This is a genomic window from Cereibacter sphaeroides 2.4.1 (assembly GCF_000012905.2).
Taxonomy (GTDB): domain Bacteria; phylum Pseudomonadota; class Alphaproteobacteria; order Rhodobacterales; family Rhodobacteraceae; genus Cereibacter_A; species Cereibacter_A sphaeroides.
Genome location: NC_007493.2, coordinates 1,379,114 through 1,396,849 on the forward strand (window position 1 = coordinate 1,379,114; position 17,736 = coordinate 1,396,849).

General features: G+C 70.0%; 19 protein-coding genes. 15 read left to right on the forward strand and 4 right to left on the reverse strand.

The window, feature by feature from the left end; all coding sequences use genetic code 11:
- Positions 1-457 precede the first annotated feature (457 nt).
- The 8 genes from RSP_RS06710 to pgi all read left to right on the forward strand — a co-directional run bounded on the left by RSP_RS06710 (position 458) and on the right by pgi (position 7,818).
- A complete protein-coding gene (locus RSP_RS06710) occupies positions 458-1,042 on the forward strand; it encodes an HNH endonuclease (RefSeq protein WP_011337695.1) in 585 nt (194 codons plus the stop codon).
- 294 nt (positions 1,043-1,336) lie between these two features.
- Positions 1,337-1,663 (forward strand): ArsR/SmtB family transcription factor, encoded by a 327-nt coding sequence (locus tag RSP_RS06715; protein WP_011337696.1) that lies wholly within the window; start codon positions 1,337-1,339, stop codon positions 1,661-1,663.
- Positions 1,656-1,949, forward strand: coding sequence for a hypothetical protein (locus RSP_RS06720; protein WP_023003603.1), 294 nt, complete (start codon positions 1,656-1,658; stop codon positions 1,947-1,949). Before RSP_RS06715 ends, RSP_RS06720 begins: the two co-directional genes overlap by 8 nt.
- A complete protein-coding gene (arsH, locus tag RSP_RS06725) occupies positions 1,946-2,659 on the forward strand; it encodes an arsenical resistance protein ArsH (protein WP_011337697.1) in 714 nt (237 codons plus the stop codon). Before RSP_RS06720 ends, arsH begins: the two co-directional genes overlap by 4 nt.
- Complete coding sequence (locus RSP_RS06730; RefSeq protein ID WP_011337698.1) at positions 2,656-3,819, forward strand: MFS transporter; 1,164 nt, start codon at positions 2,656-2,658, stop codon at positions 3,817-3,819. The genes arsH and RSP_RS06730 overlap by 4 nt, the downstream gene beginning before the upstream one ends.
- A 216-nt stretch (positions 3,820-4,035) precedes the next feature.
- On the forward strand, positions 4,036-5,487 hold the full coding sequence (zwf, locus tag RSP_RS06735) for a glucose-6-phosphate dehydrogenase (protein ID WP_009562257.1): 1,452 nt from the start codon (positions 4,036-4,038) through the stop codon (positions 5,485-5,487).
- A 38-nt stretch (positions 5,488-5,525) separates the two neighbouring features.
- Complete coding sequence (pgl, locus tag RSP_RS06740) at positions 5,526-6,197, forward strand: 6-phosphogluconolactonase (protein WP_011337699.1); 672 nt, start codon at positions 5,526-5,528, stop codon at positions 6,195-6,197.
- Between the two features lie 19 nt (positions 6,198-6,216).
- Positions 6,217-7,818, forward strand: a complete 1,602-nt coding sequence (gene pgi / locus RSP_RS06745) for a glucose-6-phosphate isomerase (protein ID WP_011337700.1) — start codon at positions 6,217-6,219, stop codon at positions 7,816-7,818.
- 226 nt (positions 7,819-8,044) lie between these two features.
- On the opposite strand, the gene RSP_RS06750 is transcribed toward pgi, so the two are convergent.
- The gene (locus tag RSP_RS06750) at positions 8,045-8,392 is read right to left on the reverse strand and encodes a RidA family protein (protein WP_011337701.1); all 348 of its coding nucleotides are present in this window, start codon (positions 8,390-8,392) and stop codon (positions 8,045-8,047) included.
- A 318-nt stretch (positions 8,393-8,710) separates the two neighbouring features.
- Here RSP_RS06750 and RSP_RS06755 point away from each other — a divergent pair, with 318 nt between their 5' ends.
- The 5 genes from RSP_RS06755 to RSP_RS06770 all read left to right on the forward strand — a co-directional run bounded on the left by RSP_RS06755 (position 8,711) and on the right by RSP_RS06770 (position 13,084).
- Complete coding sequence (locus tag RSP_RS06755; RefSeq protein WP_011337702.1) at positions 8,711-9,658, forward strand: sulfurtransferase; 948 nt, start codon at positions 8,711-8,713, stop codon at positions 9,656-9,658.
- A 10-nt stretch (positions 9,659-9,668) separates the two neighbouring features.
- Positions 9,669-10,796, forward strand: coding sequence for a YeeE/YedE family protein (locus tag RSP_RS06760; RefSeq protein ID WP_011337703.1), 1,128 nt, complete (start codon positions 9,669-9,671; stop codon positions 10,794-10,796).
- The gene (locus RSP_RS22210) at positions 10,793-10,960 is read left to right on the forward strand and encodes a hypothetical protein (RefSeq protein ID WP_011337704.1); all 168 of its coding nucleotides are present in this window, start codon (positions 10,793-10,795) and stop codon (positions 10,958-10,960) included. Before RSP_RS06760 ends, RSP_RS22210 begins: the two co-directional genes overlap by 4 nt.
- A 274-nt stretch (positions 10,961-11,234) precedes the next feature.
- Entirely contained in the window at positions 11,235-12,491 is a 1,257-nt protein-coding gene (locus RSP_RS06765) for a PQQ-dependent sugar dehydrogenase (protein ID WP_011337705.1), read from the forward strand.
- Entirely contained in the window at positions 12,488-13,084 is a 597-nt protein-coding gene (locus tag RSP_RS06770; RefSeq protein WP_011337706.1) for a c-type cytochrome, read from the forward strand. The genes RSP_RS06765 and RSP_RS06770 overlap by 4 nt, the downstream gene beginning before the upstream one ends.
- Before the next feature lie 25 nt (positions 13,085-13,109).
- Here the strand turns inward: RSP_RS06770 and RSP_RS06775 are convergent, their stop codons facing one another.
- Entirely contained in the window at positions 13,110-13,439 is a 330-nt protein-coding gene (locus RSP_RS06775; protein ID WP_002719894.1) for a hypothetical protein, read from the reverse strand.
- 270 nt (positions 13,440-13,709) lie between these two features.
- Between RSP_RS06775 and RSP_RS06780 the strand changes: the two genes are divergently transcribed.
- Positions 13,710-14,801 carry a hypothetical protein gene (locus RSP_RS06780; protein WP_023003605.1) on the forward strand — a complete coding sequence of 364 codons (1,092 nt, stop codon included), beginning with the start codon at positions 13,710-13,712 and terminating at the stop codon, positions 14,799-14,801.
- Positions 14,802-14,834: 33 nt separating this feature from the next.
- On the opposite strand, the gene RSP_RS06785 is transcribed toward RSP_RS06780, so the two are convergent.
- Positions 14,835-15,602 (reverse strand): glycosyltransferase family 29 protein, encoded by a 768-nt coding sequence (locus RSP_RS06785; protein WP_011337708.1) that lies wholly within the window; start codon positions 15,600-15,602, stop codon positions 14,835-14,837.
- A 201-nt stretch (positions 15,603-15,803) separates the two neighbouring features.
- Here RSP_RS06785 and RSP_RS06790 point away from each other — a divergent pair, with 201 nt between their 5' ends.
- The gene (locus RSP_RS06790; RefSeq protein WP_023003607.1) at positions 15,804-16,736 is read left to right on the forward strand and encodes a Stealth CR1 domain-containing protein; all 933 of its coding nucleotides are present in this window, start codon (positions 15,804-15,806) and stop codon (positions 16,734-16,736) included.
- On the opposite strand, the gene RSP_RS06795 is transcribed toward RSP_RS06790, so the two are convergent.
- The gene (locus RSP_RS06795; protein ID WP_017140195.1) at positions 16,727-17,734 is read right to left on the reverse strand and encodes a polysaccharide pyruvyl transferase family protein; all 1,008 of its coding nucleotides are present in this window, start codon (positions 17,732-17,734) and stop codon (positions 16,727-16,729) included. The two genes, RSP_RS06790 and RSP_RS06795, sit on opposite strands and share 10 nt — an antisense overlap.
- Positions 17,735-17,736: the final 2 nt, after the last annotated feature.

Sequence of the window (17,736 nt, forward strand, 5' to 3'; positions counted from 1 at the left end):
GGCGCCGGATCTACGCTTCCCGAAGGACGGGTTGGGGCGCTTCTGCCGGAAGTCTCTCGGCCGGTCGCAGGCGATGAGCCTCCGGCTGCCATGGCTCTCGCAGGCCGCGAGGCAGGCCCCGCGCCACGCTCCTGCAGACCCCGGCACGATGCGGGCCGGGGCGCCGCCTGCCCGCGCCGGCAGAGCGGTGACGGAGGCGCTCGCGCGATCCGCCGGGCGGCGGGCCAGAGCGGCTCCCGCCCGGCGGATCGCCGGTCGCGCCCTTGCCTCTTCATCATCTGGCGAAAAAGTCGTCACATCCTCGTCACCTGCGACCGCGACAACGGTCTGGCAGGGCGTGGGCCGCTTGCGGGGCTTGCCTGTAGGGGAACGCCATATATAGTTGTCACATCGGGGCGGGTTCCCCGCTCTGGTGCCGACGAACGGCAGACAGGGCGGAGAAGGAGTCACTGCGACGATGGACGGCGATTTCAGGACCAGCTTCGTTCGAGAGCCCGCGGGCTTGAGACCTTATCCCGCGCTCGTGCTGAACGCGGACTACCGGCCCCTGTCCTACTACCCGCTCTCGCTCTGGCCGTGGCAGGAGGCGATCAAGGCGGCCTTCCTCGACCGGGTCTCGATCGTGGCCGAATACGATCAGGTGGTGCGCAGTCAGAGGGCTGCCCTCCGAATACCCTCGGTGGTGGTGCTGAAGGAATTCGTCTCTCCCCAGAAGCGCGTGGCCTTCACGCGCTTCAATCTTTTCCTGAGGGACGAATTCCGCTGCCAGTATTGCGGCGCGAAGGGAGACTTGACCTTCGACCATGTGGTGCCCCGTGCCCGGGGCGGCGTCACGAGCTGGCAGAACGTCGTGGCCGCCTGCTCGCCCTGCAACCTGCACAAGGGATCGAAGACCCTGAAGCAGGCGGGGATGCGCCTTGCCCGCATCCCGCGCGAGCCCACGCCGGCCGAGATGCAGCGCCACGGCCAGCGCTTCCCGCCGAACCATCTGCACGACAGCTGGCTCGACTATCTCTACTGGGACGCAGAGCTCGAAGCCTGAGCGCGCGGGGCGGTTGACCCTGCCAAGGTCAGTCGGTTTCCACGGAAGCGGCTGTTCTGCTTGCGCGGTGGAGGGCGCGACGAGCGGTCCGATGGAAGTGCACTTTCGTCCTGCACGCCGTGCGCTCCCCCTCACAGTCCGCCCACCCTCGAAAGCGCCGTGCCGACGGGGCGGCGCGAGCCCTGGCGGAGGAACGGGCCGGGCGCGGGGATCCGGGTCGGGGTGTGTGTCCCGGCGCTTGACGGTGCGCGGTTCCCGGATCTAACAAGACAACCAGTCTTGAGATGTTGAGATATGGACGACCGCACCGCCCTCACCGCCTTTGCCGGCCTCGCGCAGGAGACGCGTCTGCAGATCCTGCGGCTTCTGGTCCGTGCGGGCCCCGAGGGCCTGCCTGCCGGCGAGATCGGCGCGGCGATCGGCGCGAGCTCCTCCCGCCTCTCGTTCCATCTGACCCAGCTCGAACAGGCGCGCCTCGTCACCTCCCGCCGCGAGGGACGCTTCGTGATCTATGCGGCGGCCTATCCGGTGCTGTCGGATCTCGTGACCTTCCTGATGCGCGACTGCTGCGCCGACCGGCCCGAGATCTGCGCACCGCTGTCCGAGGCGCGCCATGACTGAAAGCCGAGACGTCCGCCGCACCCCCGGATGGAGCGCGGCCGTGACCGAGGCCGGGCTTCCCGTCGATGACCCCACCGGGCCGGGCCGACGCTTCTTCTCCTGTCGCATCGCGGAGGAAGCGGCGGGCTTCGGCGGGATCGAGCGGCACGGCGCCCACGGGCTGCTGCGCTCGCCCCCCGTGCCCGAGACGCGGCGGGGGGCCGCGGTCACAGTCCCTCCTCCGGTCGAGGTGCCGGTTCTCGTCCTGCAGGCGGCGCTCCGGCGCTGGTTCGAGGCGCGGGCATGAGCGACCTGCCGAACCTCGATCCTCGCGCGCTGCAGCTTCCCGATCCGGCGGCGCTGGCCGGGCCGCGCTCCGCCCATCCGCCGCGCATCCTGCTTCTTTACGGATCGCTGCGCGAGCGGAGCTACAGCCGCTTCCTCACGCTCGAGGCCGAGCGTCTCCTGCGCCTCTTCGGCTGCGAGACGCGGATCTTTCACGCCCACGGCCTGCCTCTGCCCGACGATGCCGAGGCGAGCCATCCCAAGGTCGCCGAGCTGCGCCAGGCCTGCCTCTGGTCCGAGGGACAGGTCTGGTGCTCGCCCGAGCGGCACGGCGCGATGACCGCGGTGATGAAGGCGCAGATCGACTGGATCCCCCTGAGCCTCGGCGCGATCCGGCCCACGCAGGGGCGGACGCTGGCGCTGATGCAGGTCTCGGGCGGCTCGCAGAGTTTCAACGCGCTGAACCAGATGCGGGTGCTCGGGCGCTGGATGCGGATGGTGACGATCCCGAACCAGTCCTCGGTGCCGAAGGCCTATGCCGAGTTCGACGAGGCGGGCCGGATGCGGGCCTCGCCGCTCTATGACCGCGTGGTGGATGTGATGGAGGAGCTGGTGAAGTTCACGCACCTCACCCGCGACGTCTCGGCCCATCTGACCGACCGCTACTCCGAGCGGAAGGAGGCGGCCGCGGCCGCCGAGGCGCGCCTGAACCTTCCCTCGGCCGTCCGGTGAGCCCGCAGGCAAGACTCGCTGCGGCGCTGGGGGTGGTGCAGATCCTCACCTGGGGCAGCAGCTATTACCTGATGGCGGTGCTGGCGCCGGCCATCGCGGCCGACACCGGCTGGCCGCTGCCCTGGGTGGTGGGCTCGCTCTCGGCGGGGCTCCTCGTGGCCGGGTTCGCCTCGCCGCTGGTCGGCCGCACCATCGCGCGCCACGGCGGGCGGCCGGTGCTGGTGGCGGGCTGCCTGCTGATCTCGTCCGGCCTGATGATGCTCGCGCTGGCACAGAACCTTGCCGTCTTCGTGGCCGGCTGGGCGCTGATGGGGGCGGGCATGGCCGCGGGCCTCTACGATCCCGCCTTCGCCACGCTGGGCCGGATCTACGGACGCGAGGCGCGGCGGGCGATCACGCTGCTCACGCTCTGGGGCGGGTTCGCCAGCACCGTCTGCTGGCCGCTCTCGGCGCTGATGCTCGACCAGTTCGGCTGGCGCGGCACGGCCGCCGCCTATGCGGGCCTGCATCTGGCGATCTCGGTGCCGCTGCTGCTGCGCGCCCTGCCGAAGACACCGCCGGGCGCCGCGCCTCATGCCGCGCCGCCGGCCGAGCTTGCGGGCTGCGAGCGCGCGGCCTTCCGCATCATGGCGACGATCCAGACGCTCGCGGGCCTCGCGGTCACCATCGTCGCGGTGCATCTGATCGCGCTCCTCGGCGCACGGGGGTTGCCCCTGGCGGCAGCGGTGGCCCTCGGCACGCTGATCGGCCCGTCGCAGGTCGGCGGGCGGCTGATCGAGATGGCGGGAGGCACCCGCCATCACCCGGTCTGGACGCTCATCGCGGCCACGACTGCCACGGCGGCGGGGCTTGTGCTGCTGGCGGGCTCGGGCTGGCCGGCCCTGGCCCTGATCCTCTATGGCGCGGGCAACGGCGTCTTTTCCATCGCGCGCGGCGCGCTGCCGATGGCGCTGTTCGGCCCCGATCGCTATCCGCGCATCATGGGGCGTCTGGCCCGGCCGTCGCTCGTGGCGCAGGCCGCGGCGCCGCTGGTGGGGGCAGGGCTGATCGCCCTCGCGGGCGCCGAGGGCACGCTCGCCGTGCTGGCAGGGATTGCCGCCACCAACCTTGCGCTGGCGGCCCTCCTGCTGCACCGGACGGCGCCTCTGCGGGCCGCGTAACGGCATGCGGGCGGCCGGATCGGCCCAAATCGATCTGCTGCGCGCAAGAACGCACGCCCGCGGGTTCGAGACGGGAGAAGCGGCCGGGGCAGCCGGCGAAAATCTGAAATCCGGGCGTCTTTCCACATTTACCCCGGCGGGGGGCGCGCTAGACTCGGGCCACGGCAGCCGCTAGAACGGCCGTTAGCGCTAACAGGCGAGGCAGCGGGAGAGCCCATGGTTTCGAGAGTCATTCCGGTGGACACGTTCGATCTGGTCATCTTCGGCGGCACGGGCGATCTGGCACGCCGGAAGATCCTGCCCGGCCTCTATCGGCGCTTCACCGGCGGGCAGATGCCGCCCGACAGCCGCATCATCGCTGCCGCCCGCTCGGAGATGGACGACGCGGCCTATCGCGCCCAAGTGCGGGCCGCGCTCGAGGAATTCGTGCCCGCGGGCAAGCGCGACGAGGGCGGGATCTCGGCGTTCCTCGAGCGGATCCACTATGTCGCCATCGACGCGACCGGAACCTCGGGATGGGCGGACCTCAAGAAGATGATGCGCCCCGACGTGGTCCGGGCCTTCTATTTCTCCGTGGCCCCCTCGCTCTTCGGGGCGCTGGCCGAGCGGCTGCACGAGAACGGCATCGCCGGGCCGCAGAGCCGCATCGTGGTCGAGAAGCCCTTCGGGCGCGATCTGGAATCCGCGCGGGCCTTGAACCGCGTGCTGGCGCTCCATTTCGCCGAGGAGCAGATCTACCGGATCGATCACTATCTCGGCAAGGAGACGGTCCAGAACCTGATGGCGGTGCGCTTCGCCAACATCCTCTTCGAGCCGCTCTGGAAGGCTCAGTATATCGACCATGTGCAGATCACCGTAGCCGAGACCGTGGGCGTAGGCGGGCGCGGCGCCTATTACGACACGTCGGGCGCGATGCGGGACATGGTGCAGAACCACCTGATGCAGCTTCTCTGCCTGATCGCGATGGAGCCGCCCTATCACTTCGATCCGAACGCGGTGCGCGACGAGAAGCTGAAGGTGATCCGTGCGCTCGATCCGGTCCCGCCCGAGGATATCGTGCGCGGCCAGTATCTCGCGGGCGGCGGGCAGGAGAGCTATGTCGATCACGCCGGCAACCCCCGCAGCCGCACCGAGAGCTACATCGCGCTGAAGGTCCATATCGCCAACTGGCGCTGGAAGGGCACGCCCTTCTATCTGCGCACCGGCAAGCGGCTGCGCGCCCGCGCCTCCGAGATCGCCATCACCTTCCGCGAGCCGCCGCATTCGATCTTCGACGATGCCGAGGACTGGCGCGAGAACGTGCTCGTGATCCGGCTGCAGCCCGACGAGGGGATCAATCTCAAGGTGATGATCAAGGAGCCGGGCCCGGGCGGCATGCGCCTCACGCAGGTGCCGCTCGACATGTCCTTCGCCGAGGCGCTGGGGCCGGACGGCGAGGACATTCCCGACGCGTATGAGCGGCTCATCATGGATGTGATCCGCGGCAACCAGACGCTCTTCATGCGCGGCGACGAGGTCGAGGCCGCCTGGGCCTGGGCCGATCCGATCATCGCCGCCTGGGAGCGGCGCGGCGACAGGCCCAAGACCTACGAGCCGGGAACTTCCGGCCCCGAGGATGCGCTGATGCTCATGCACCGTGACGGCCGCCGCTGGCGCGAGATCCGCTGAGAGGCCGCCGGGCGGTCGCGACCGAGGAGAACCTTCCCATGAAATTCGTCGAATATCCGGATCGCGAGTTCCTGATGCTGTCGCTCGCGAACAAGATCGCGGGCGAGCTGGCCGACTTCCTGCGCCGCGAGGACCGGGCCAGCCTCTGCGTGCCGGGCGGCACCACGCCCGGCCCCATGTTCGACACGCTCTCGGGCGTGGACATCGACTGGTCGAAGATCGCGGTCTTTCTCAACGACGAGCGCTGGGTGCCCGAGACGAGCCCGCGCTCGAACACGCGGCTCCTGCGCGAGCGGCTGCTGACGGGCCGGGCAGCGGCGGCTCAGTTCCTGCCGCTGCGCGCCGATACCGACACCCCCGAGGAGGCGCTGGAGGGGCTCGCCGCCGCCATCGAGCCGCATCTGCCGATTTCGGTGCTGCTCCTCGGCATGGGCGACGACATGCATACGGCCTCGCTCTTCCCCGGCGCCGACCGGCTCGAGGAGGCGCTGGCCGACACGGCGCCGCTCCTGATGGCGCTGCGGGCCGAGGCCGCGGGCGAGCCGCGGATCACGCTGACCGCGCCCGCGCTCAAGGGCGCGCTCGCCATCCATGTCCTCATCACCGGCGCGGCCAAGCGCGAGGCGCTCGAGCGGGCCCAGGGCTTGACGCCCCTCGAGGCGCCGATCAAGGCTCTGCTCGCCAACGCAACCGTGCATTGGGCGGAATAGGATTACAGGCATTCTTGCAATGAAACAGATCTGGCAGGCGCTGAAAGCGCATCAGCAGGCGGTGGAGCACCGCGCAATTCTCGATCTCTTTACCGACCCCCGCCGAGCCGAGACCTTCTCGACCCGGCTGGGCGACATGCTCTTCGACTGGTCCAAGACCAACATCGACCATACGGCACGCGATCTGCTCATCGATCTGGCGGGCGCGGCCGGCGTCGCCGAGAAGCGCGAGGCCATGTTCTCGGGCGCGAAGATCAACGAGACCGAGGGCCGGGCGGTGCTGCATACGGCGCTCCGCAACATGGACCGGCCGGTGCGGGTGGACGGTGTCGACGTGACGCCCGCGCTGCGCGAGACGCACGCCCGGATGCAGGCCTTCGTCCGCGATCTGCGCTCGGGGCGCTTCACGGGGCAGGGCGGCCCGATCACCGATGTGGTGAACATCGGCATCGGCGGCTCCGACCTCGGCCCCGCGATGGCCTGCCTCGCGCTCGCCCCCTATGCCGACGGGCCGCGCTGCCATTTCGTCTCCAACGTCGATGGCGCGCATATCCACGACACGCTGCAGGATCTCGATCCCGCCACCACGCTCGTGATCGTGGCCTCGAAGACCTTCACCACCATCGAGACGATGACCAATGCCGAGACGGCGAAGCGCTGGATGGCCAAGCGCGTCTCCGATCCCGCCGCGCAGTTCGCCGCCGTCTCGACCGCGGCGGACAAGACGGCAGCCTTCGGCATCGACGCTTCGCGCGTCTTCGGCTTCGAGGACTGGGTCGGCGGGCGCTATTCCATGTGGGGGCCGATCGGCCTCGCCCTGATGATCGCCATCGGCCCCGAAGCATTCGACGCCTTCCTGGCCGGCGGCGCCGAGATGGACCGCCACTTCCGCGAGGCCCCCTTCGCCGAGAACCTGCCCGTGCTGCTGGCGCTCGTCGGCCTCTGGCACAACCAGATCTGCGGCCATGCCACCCGGGCCGTGCTGCCCTACGACCAGCGGCTCGCGCGGCTTCCGGCCTATCTCCAGCAGCTCGAGATGGAATCGAACGGCAAGCGCGTGGCGATGGACGGGCACGAGCTCACCCATCACTCCGGTCCCATCGTCTGGGGCGAGCCCGGCACCAACGGCCAGCACGCCTTCTACCAGCTCATCCATCAGGGCAGCCGCATCGTGCCCTGCGAATTCCTCGTCGCGCGTGAGGGCCACGAGCCCGATCTCGCGCACCAGCATCTCCTGCTGGTCTCGAACTGCCTCGCCCAGTCCGAGGCGCTGCTGCGCGGGCGCTCGGTCGAGGAGGCGCGGGCGATCCTCGGCAAGAAGGGCCTGACCGGCTCCGAGCTCGAGCGGCAGGCCCGCCACCGCGTCTTCCCGGGCAACCGCCCCTCGACGGTGCTGGCCTATGAAAAGCTCACCCCCGCCACGCTCGGCCGGATCGTCGCCCTCTACGAGCACCGGGTCTTCGTCGAGGGCGTGATCCTCGGCATCAATTCCTACGACCAGTGGGGCGTCGAGCTCGGCAAGGAACTGGCGCTGGCGCTGCAGCCCATGCTCGAGGGCCGCGCGGGCACCGAGGGCAAGGACGGCTCGACGGCACAGCTCGTGGCCTACCTGCGCCGCTGAGGGATCCTTCCGCTTTCACTCTGCCCGGATATCCCGGGGTCCCGAGGGCCGCGCCCTCGGACCTTCGGGCCCGGGCCCCCTGCCGCCGGGCGCCGCGGGCTCCGTCACGTCCCGCCCGCGAGCTGCGCTGCTGGACGCCCTTTCCGCTTTCATTCTGGCCCAAATATCCCGGGGGTCCGGGGGCAGCGCCCCCGGCTTCTTCGCGGCCGGCCGGGAGGGTCCGGGATCAGAGAACCGCAGTGACGATCACTTCCACCCGGTAGTCGGGCGCCGCCAGCTTGGCCTCGCCGGTCGCGCGGGCGGGGCAATTGCCCTGCGGCACCCACTCGTCCCAGACCGCGTTCATCTCGGCGAAATCGGCCATGTCGGCGAGCCAGATCTGGGTCGAGACGATGCGCGTCTTGTCGGTGCCGGCGAGGGCGAGCAGCCGGTCCACCTCGGCGAGGCAGGTGCGGGTCTGATCGGCCACGGACTCGCCGGGGTTGCCGACCTGCCCTGCGAGCCAGACCATGCCGTTGGCCGTCACGGCCTGGCTCATGCGGGCGCCGGTCTCGAAGCGGGTGATTTCGGTCATCAAAGCCTCCTGAAGTGACGCCTCCTGTTAGCCCACGGGCGTCGGGCGCGAAACCCTCTCCTGCGGCGCGCGCTTGGGATGCACCGGACGGACACTCATCGTGAGACAAATGACATCCGTCCCGCTCCGGCGCGCGGCGCCGCGCCGATAGTCTTCGCCTGTCGCCAGTCCCGGAACGATGGTCTCTTCCCGGGCCACAGGCGGAAGAACGTTCCGGACTTACGCACCCTCCGGCGGGGATCTCCGGAACATCCTGACTTGATTTTTCCGCTCCCGCGGCCGATCTGAGGAGCGACCCCAGATTCAGGATGTGACGCCATGCGACTGATCCCGCTCGCCGCCGCGGCTCTTGTGGCCGTTTCCGCCCCCGCTCTCGCCCAGACGGGCTTCGGGCCGCTCCTCACGCCCGAGCAGGCAGCCGAGGCCCAGGCCTCGGGCGAGGCGCTGTTCCTCGACATCCGCTCGGGCGACGAGGGCGCCGCCACGCCCTACGAGACGGGCCATATCGCCGGCGCGGTGCCTGCGCCCTACGCCCTCTTCCGCGGTCCGAAGGAGAACCCCGGTCAGGTGCCCGAGGCCGCGAAGCTGACCGAGATCCTGAGCGGGCTCGGCGTGACCGCCGACCGGCCCACGGTCATCGTGCACGAGGGCAAGGACGCCTCCGACTTCGGCGCCGCCGCCCGTGTCTACTGGACCCTCAAATCGAGCGGCGTGAGCCAGCTTGCCATCATCAACGGCGGCATGCGCGGCTGGCAGGAGGCGGGCCTTCCGCTCAGCACCGAGGCCGTGACGCCCGAGCCCAGCGCCTTCACCGTGACCTTCTCCGACCGCTGGCTCGCCACGCAGGACGAGGTGCAACAGGTGGTCGAGGGCAAGGAAGAGGCCAAGCTCATCGACGCCCGCCCGCAGGAGTTCTGGGAGGGCAAGAAGGCCGCTCCCGCCGCGGCCCGTCCGGGCACGCTGCCGCAATCGGAATATTTCACCCACGACCGCTGGTTCGGCTCGAACCCGGCGCTCATCGACGCAGACCGCGCCCAGAGCCTCGCCACCGAGGCGGGCTATACGGACGGCGAAGAGCTCATCTCCTTCTGCAACACCGGCCACTGGGCCGCGACCAACTGGTTCGCGCTGAGCGAGCTCGCGGGCGTCGAGAATGTGAAGCTCTATCCCGAATCGATGGTGGGCTGGTCGAACGCGGGCCTGCCGATGGAGAATGTCCCGGGACCGATCCGGAACCTCTGGAACCAGATCTCCGGCGTCTTCTGAGGATCGCGACATGACGGACACCATGGCGGCCGCCGGGCCGGTCCCGGCGGGCCCCGGCGGCAGGAGCCTCCTCGTGGGGGCGGCGCTCTTCGCCGTCTGCGCGGTCGCGGTGATGGCGGGGGCGCGCTACGGGCTGCTGCTCGCCCTCGGCCTCGGCTTCGGGATCACGCTCGAGGGGCTGCGCTTCGGCTTCGCAGGCCCTTGGCGCGCGATGATCCTGCGGCGCGAACCCGCGGGTCTTCTGGCGCAGCTTCTCGCCATCGGGCTCGTGGCGGTCGTGGCCATCCCGCTTCTGGCCGCCCATCCGGCCGAGCTCACGGGCGCCCATGCGCCGGTCGGCTGGTCGATGGTCGGCGGCGCCTTCGTCTTCGGCATCTGCATGCAGCTGGTGCTGGGCTGCGGCTCGGGGACGCTCGTCAACGCGGGCAGCGGCAATGCGGTGGCGGCGGTGGCCTTGCCCTTCTTCGCCGTGGGCAGCTTCCTCGGCGCCTACAACATCGACTGGTGGAACGGCTTCGGTCTGGCGCCCCTCGTCGTGCTGAGCGGGACGAGCGGCCTTGCGGTGACGCTGGCGGGTCTGGCCGCGGTGGCGCTTCTGGCCGTCTGGCTCGGCGTTCCGGGCGGCGCGCGGCTGCCACGGCGGCTCTGGATCGCCGCGGCCGCGCTCGCCGCGCTCGCGCTTCTGAACCTCGTGGTGGCGGGCCAGCCCTGGGGCGTGGTCTACGGCCTCGGCCTCTGGGCCGCCAAAGGCGCCGTCGCGATGGGGGCGGATCTCTCGGGCTCGGCCTTCTGGAGCGCGCCCGCCCAGGTCGAGCGTCTGCGCGAGAGCGTGCTGACCGACGTGACCTCGCTCACCAACATCGGCATGATCGCGGGCGCGGTGGGGGTGAGCCTCTGGCGCGGCGGCCTTGGCTCGGCCGTGCCCGGCCTTCCGGCCAGGGCCTGGATCGCGGCCATCGTCTCGGGTCTGCTTCTGGGCTATTCCTCGCGCCTGGCCTTCGGCTGCAACGTGGGCGCCTTCTTCAGCGGCATCTCGACCGGCAGCCTGCATGGCTGGGTCTGGTTCGTCGCCGCTTTCGCGGGCTCCTGGCTGGGCATCCGCCTGCGGCCCGGCCTCGGACTGGAGGGACCGCGATGACCCGCAAGCCCGTGGCCCTCGTGGTGGTGCTGGCCGTCGCCTGCGTGCTGGCCCTCGACCGGGCGGTCAGCGCGCCGCCCAATCCCTATCAGGCGCCGCCGCTTCTGGCGCTCGGCTCGGGGCTCGCCCCGGGCGGAGCCCATTGTTCCGCCGCCGGATCCTGACCGACCGCCCCCCTCGGGGGCGTGCTGCCGCCCGACAGAAACGGCGCCCTCCGGGGCGCCGTTCGCGTTTTCGGCACCCCCCGGCCGCTGTCTCCGCCGCACCCGACCAAACGGCTACGGAATTTTCGTTGACAGATGCGTGAACTGGTTAGCTATTCTGACCGCACGGCGCCGTTGGGAGGCGGAGCCGTTTCTGCACGACAGTCCGGATCCCTGCTGCGCCGTCCTCGGCCGCGGCCTCTCCGGGTGTGACGGTTCAACAAGGGAGGAAAACATGAAGCGACTGATGACGTCCCTCGCGGCCCTTTCCCTGACCGCGGGACTGGCCCATGCGCAAGCGGCGGATGTGCCGGACAATCTCGAGAAACTGTCGAATTTCCAGAGCACCGGCGCCACCGACTTCACCTTCGTCGAGCAGGGCGGAGACTTCGCCGACGGCATCAAGCGCAATCTCGAGCGGATCAAGCTGCCGCAGGGCTTCCGCATCGGCCTCTATGCCGTGGTCCCCGATGCGCGCCACATGGCTGTGGGGCCGCAGGGCATCGTGACCTTCGTGGGCACCCGCAAGGACAAGGTCTGGGCCGTCACCGACCGCAACAAGGACCGCGTGGCCGATGAGGTGAAGGATTTCGCCCCCTCGCTGCGCTTCACCATCCCGAACGGCCCCTGCTTCTCGAAGGACGGCTTCCTCTATATCGCCGAGCAGAACCGCGTGCTTCTCTTTCCCGCGGCCGAGTTCTTCTATGAATCGGGCGATGTGGCGGCCTTCAACCTCGTGAAGCAGGGCGAGCTGATCCCGGTCGAGGAGGAGAGCTTCAACCACACCGCCCGCGTCTGCGACATCGGCCCGGACGGCATGATCTACATTACGCTCGGCCAGCCCTTCAACGTGCCCGCGCCCGAGAAGCGCGAGCTCTACGACAAGTGGGGCATCGGCGGCATCGTGCGGATGAAGACCGACGGCACCGGGCGCGAGGTCTTCGCCCGCGGCATCCGCAACTCGGTCGGCATGGACATCGACCCCGAGACCGGCAACGTCTGGTTCACCGACAATCAGGTGGACGGGATGGGCGACGACATTCCGCCGGGCGAGATCAACCGCGCCACGGAACCGGGCCAGAACTTCGGCTTCCCCTGGTATGGCGGCGGCAGCATCCGCACCAACGAATACAAGGACGAGGAGCCGCCGGCCGATGCCGTGATGCCCGTCGTCGAGATGGACGCCCATGCGGCCGATCTCGGGATGATGTTCTACACGGGCTCGATGTTCCCCGAGGAATATCGCGGCGCCATCTTCTCGGCGCAGCACGGCTCGTGGAATCGCACCACGCCGGTAGGCGCGCGCGTCATGGTCACGACCCTCGCCGAGGACGGCACCGCCACGACGAAGCCCTTCGCCGAGGGCTGGATCGACGAGAACGGGGAATATCTCGGCCGGCCCGTCGATGTGGCGCAGCTCCGCGACGGCTCGATCCTCGTCTCGGACGATCTCGTGGGCGCGATCTACCGCATCTGGTATCAGCCGGAATGAGACGGCTTGGCTTTCTGGCCGGTCTGGGCGGGGTTCTCCTCGCCCAGGCCGTCGCCGCCGAGCAGCCGGCGCCTCCCGAGGGCAATCCTGCCGCCGGCAAGGTGGCGGCGGGTCTCTGCCGCACCTGCCACGGGCTGAACGGCTTCGCCCGCATCCCCATCGCCCCCCATATCGGGGGCGAGCACCCGTCCTACATCCGCCACCAGCTCGAGGCCTTCCGCTCGGGCACCCGCCAGCACGAGATCATGTCGGTGGTCGCGGCCTCGCTCAGCGACGCGCAGATCGCCGACCTCTCGGCCTGGTTCGCGATGCAGAAGATCCATGTGGCGCTGAAGCCCGGCGTCGATCCCCATGCGGCGCCCGAGGCCTGCGCGCTCTGCCACGGGGCCGACGGGGTGGCCGTGCTCGAGGATGCGCCGAACCTTGCGGGCGAGAACTCGGTCTATCTCGAAACCCAGCTCAAGGCCTTCCGCACCGGCAAGCGGACGCACGAGATCATGTCGCCCATCGCGGCAGAGCTCACCGACGCCGAGATCCGGGCGGCCGCCGACTGGTATGCGGCCGTCCAGCTCGAGATCGACCCGCCGCCGTGACGCCGCCGGCCCCGACGGGCCGGCCTCAGGCGAAAGCGGCGCCGCGGCGCATGGCCTGATCCTCCAGCGCCACGCGCTCGGAGGTCTTCTGCAAGCCATGGACCAGCGAGACGCCCATGAAGAAATGGTAGAGGATCGTGCCCGGCAGCAGGTGCAGCAGGTAGCCCCAGCCGCCCCAGACGGTCGCCAGCGCCACGACCACGAGCGAGCCCACGAAGGAGAGCGTGAAGCAGCAGAGGATCGCGAGCCCGTTGACGCCGGTGTAGCGCCCGACGATGGCGCGCCGCTCGATCTCGGTCGCCCCGAAGAGGAGGGCCAGCGAGGCGGCGAGCGACAGGGTGAGAAAGAGGAACATGGCAAATCCTTCCGATCCGGCCCCGGCACGAGGCAGGCTCCGGCCGGGGACAGACCCTGCATAGATCCGGCGATCCGTCCGGACAATGAGACGAGATGACCTCCCCGGGGCCAGAGAGAGGTCCCGGGAAGAAGGGCGGGCGACGCTATGCAGCAGGCGAACGCCCCCGCGCCGAGTGGCGGTGCCGGTTCTCTTGCGCTAGGTGCGGGGGGCAGCGGCTCGGGGCGCGCGGCCCGAAGCCCAGGTCGCAGGCCCGAAGGAAGTGCCGTCATGACGACGCTGAGACTGAGCCAGACCGGCAACCGCATCGAGCTGAGCGGCGGCAACAGGTCGGTCGCCTACGCCATCGCCGGCGTGGATCTGCCGGAGCTCACCGACATGAGCTTCGCCGTCTGGCACATGCTCCCGCTCGCTATGAAGAGCGGGACGGACCTGCATGTCGACGGTCCCGTGGACCCTCTCACCTGCGAGAATGCCGAACGGATGTCGCGGACGTGGGAGCTGTGGCGGCCGCAGGACTTCAGGGCGGTGAAGGTCACGGCCCTTCCGGGCGGCCCGCGGAGGACGGGCCGCAAGGAAGAGCTCGTGATGTTCTCGGGCGGCGTCGATTCGACCTACATGCTGCTCGAGCGGGGGCGAAGGCCCGAGCCCGTCGCGGCGCTCACGGTGCAGGGCATGGAATACGGCCACGGGGCCGACGCGCAGTTCCAGCGCTCCCTGCGCCATTCCCAGCCCCTCCTTGACGCGCTGAATTACCGACGCATCACCGTGACCTCCGATCTGCGACGCAGCGTCAAGGGCTACCACACCTACGCCTCGGTGATCGCGGGCTATGCCTTCCTGTTCGGCGACCTGTTCGAGGCGGGCCTTTTCGCGGCCGATCTCAGCTGGGAGCAGGACCTGCTCCTGTTTCCCTGGTCGCTCAACCATGTCACGAACCGCTATTTCGTGTCGGGCGACTTCTCCTGCCGGGCGGTCAACGACGATGTGACCCGCGCGCAGAAGGTGGAAGCGATCGCCGAGAGCCCGGTGGCTCTCGCCTCGGTGTCCTTCTGCATCGACAAGACCATCCGGCCGCAGAACTGCGGCAAATGCCGCAAATGCATGCGCACCAAGGCCATGTTCGCGGGTCTCACGGGCGGCGTGCCCGAGGGCGTGTTTCTCGATGCAAGTCCGCCATACATCACCCACGCGGACATGCTGGGCGACGAGCGCGCCTTCATCTTCGACCTCTACCAGCGCGTCCGGGACAGGGGCCGGCTCGACGCCGTGCCGGGTCTTCAGGAAGCCGTGGACGGATTTCTCGCGCGCGGCCGGTGGCAGCGGCGCTGGGACCGGCTCCTCAAGCGCCGCTCTCGCTGAGACGCGACGGCCCTCCATCCTGCCGCGCCGCGGTCAGTCCGCCTCGAGATGCCGGCGCACGTTGCGCCCGAGGATCACGCGCGGCGCGTGGGGCAGGGCCAGCCGCTTCCGCAGCAGACGCTTTTCCGACAGCGGCTCGTGCGCGCCGCGCGCATCGACCCAGGCCCGCGCCTCCGCGCCGCTCCGGATGGCATCGTTGTAGCCGCTCGCATAGCGGGTCTCGAAGAAGGTGAAGCCGTGGATCGCCAGCTCGGAGGCGGGGGTGGCGAGGAAGAACAGGATCGCCGAAATCCCCACGGTGGGCGCGCGATTGCCCAGATCCGCCCGGATCTCCTGCATGATCTCCGGCGGCAGGATGCTGAGGGGCGGCCCTCCCGCCCGCTTCAGCGCGGCGCGCTTGGCGCGGTAGGCCCGCCGGTCCGCCGAGCGGCGCCAGTGCGGATAGACCAGCATCGAGACGCCCTTGTCGGTCAGAAGGCTGGCCGGGATCTCTCCGGCATTGCGCGGCCCCGTCTCGCGCAGGTTGTGAACGAGGATGTCGGTGCGCCGTCCGAACAGGTCCGGACGGGTGTCGGCGAGGCTCAGCCCGTTGTTGAGCCGGACGACCACATCGAACCCGTCGACCACGGTGCCTTCGAGATCGTCCGCCAGCGTCTCGGCAGGGCCGATCACGATGACCCGGCGGCCCGCGAAGCGCTCAGGGTCGAGGATGTCGGGCGCGCCCGGAAGTCCGGGCCAGAGCGCGATCCGGTTGCGCAGGCTGCGCTGATGCCGCTCGAGCGAGCGAAGCAGGGTCATCATCGCGCTGCAACCTCGGCCGGAAGCTCAGCCGGGCACCGCCGCCTGCGCCCTCTGCCCGTCGAAATCTGCACCCGATCCTCCTTCCGGTCCCGGTTCGCCGTCCTGCGTCTCTCTTGCGCATCCGGGCCCTCCGCGCAATCGCGCGCTTGCATCGATTGGGGGGGCATGGTCTCACTCCGAACGAGCAACAGAGGGATCGTCATGATCGATGCCGTCGTGACCTGGGTGGATGGTGCCGATCCGGCCCATCACGCCAAGCGCCTGCGTCATCAGGGGGAGGCGGGCGTTCATCAGGCGGCAACCGCTCCGACCCGCTTCGCCCATTCCGGCGAGATCCGCTTCTGCGTCCTGTCCCTCCTGCGCTTCTGCCCCTTCGTCGAGCGCATCCACATCGTCACCGACGACCAGCATCCCGCCGTGCTGGACCCGATCCTCGACGATCCGCACTGGCGGGACCGCATCGCGGTCGTGGATCACCGCGCCATCTACGGCGAGCATGCCGATCTGCTTCCCGTCTTCTCCTCGCGCTCGATCGAGACGATGATCCACCGGATCCCGGGCCTCGCGCCGCGCTTCATCTACCTCAACGACGACATCTTCGTCGGGCGCCCGCTGGACGAGAGCCATTTCTTCGACGGAGACCGGGCCGTCCTGCGCGGCCGGATGCAGCCCTTTCCCAATCCGCTCGTCACCCGGCTGAAACGCTGGCTGAAGCGCGAGCGGCCGGGCTACAAGACCGCGCAGCAGGCGGCCGCGCGGCTGACGGGCCGGACGAGCGACTATTTCCTGACCGAGCACCAGCCGCATCCGATGCACCGCGACAGGCTTGCCAGCTTCTATGCGGGCGATCCGCAGGCGCTGCGCCGGCAGGCGGGCCACCGTTTCCGCTCGGCAGATCAGGTCTCGCCCATCGGCCTCGCGAACCATCTCGAGATCGAGGCCCGCGCCGTGATCGCGCCGCCGCTCGACGTGGGCTACATCCGCCCCGGCCGCCCGACCGGCACGGCCCTCGCCCGGACGATGGAGCGGCTCTGCGCCAACGGCTATGCCTCGTTCTGCGTCCAGAGTCTCGACGCCATGTCCGAGGCCGACCGCCGCTGCGTGCTGGAGGGGCTGGAGCGCCATTACGCCTGAGCGCCCCGCAGGACGGCGGCATCCGTCCGGCCCACGATTCCGTCGAACAGGGTGGCACGGGCGCGCGCCGCCCCCTCGCGGTAGCGGGAGAGGGCGGCCCTCTCCGCCTCGGTGAAGGACAGGCCTCCGTCGAGGCGGCGGAGGAAGGCCGGATCGGTCAGATCCTCCTCGCGGATCAGGCGGTCGGTGTGGCCGAAGACATCCATCAGCACCGCCTCGGTTTTGCCCGTGTTCGAGGCCAGCGCCACGAAGGGCGTGTCGGTCAGGATCGCCAGCAGGACGCTGTGGAACCGGCCCGTCACCACCAGCTCGGCCCCCGCAACGCGCCGGATGAAGGCGCAGGGATCCGAGATCGGCCGCCACTCGCGGATCGCGGGGCTGCGCCGGACCAGACGGCCCATGTCCCGGCGCAGCTTCTCCCACCGGCCGATCCGGGGCTTCATCCGCTCGTGCCCGGCCCCGACCGCTGCCGCAAACTCGCGCAGGCGGCGGGCGGCCTCGCCCAGCACGCTGTCGGTGACGAGGATGCCGGAGCGTGCCACAGCGGCAGGCGCGGGCTGCCCGAGCGACAGGTCGGGCGCGCAGCGGGCGGCGATCCCGTGCTGGGCCAGATACCTGAGGCTCCCGGTCTCGCGCACATGGATGGTCGTGAACTGCCGCAGCCCCTCCAGCGCCGGCAGGTCGAGCGCCTCGAGCGAGGCATTGATCAGATGCGCCGGCACCTGCAGCTTCCGCGCATGAGCGGCCAGATCGATCAGGTCCCGCGTCCGCTTGCGCTCGGCCGAGTGATGGATCGTGCCCTCGCCGTTCACGACGATGAGGTCGGGCCGGACCCGGTCGAGCCGGGCGGCATGCGGCTTCCAATCCTCGGCCACCGGCCAGAGATAGGCGGGCGCCACATCGCGCGCCGCCAGTTCGCGCAGGATCGTGCCCATCACCGCGGTGCACCCGTAATGGCCGCTGATCGACGTGTCGTTGAAGATGCCCGCGCGTCGCATTC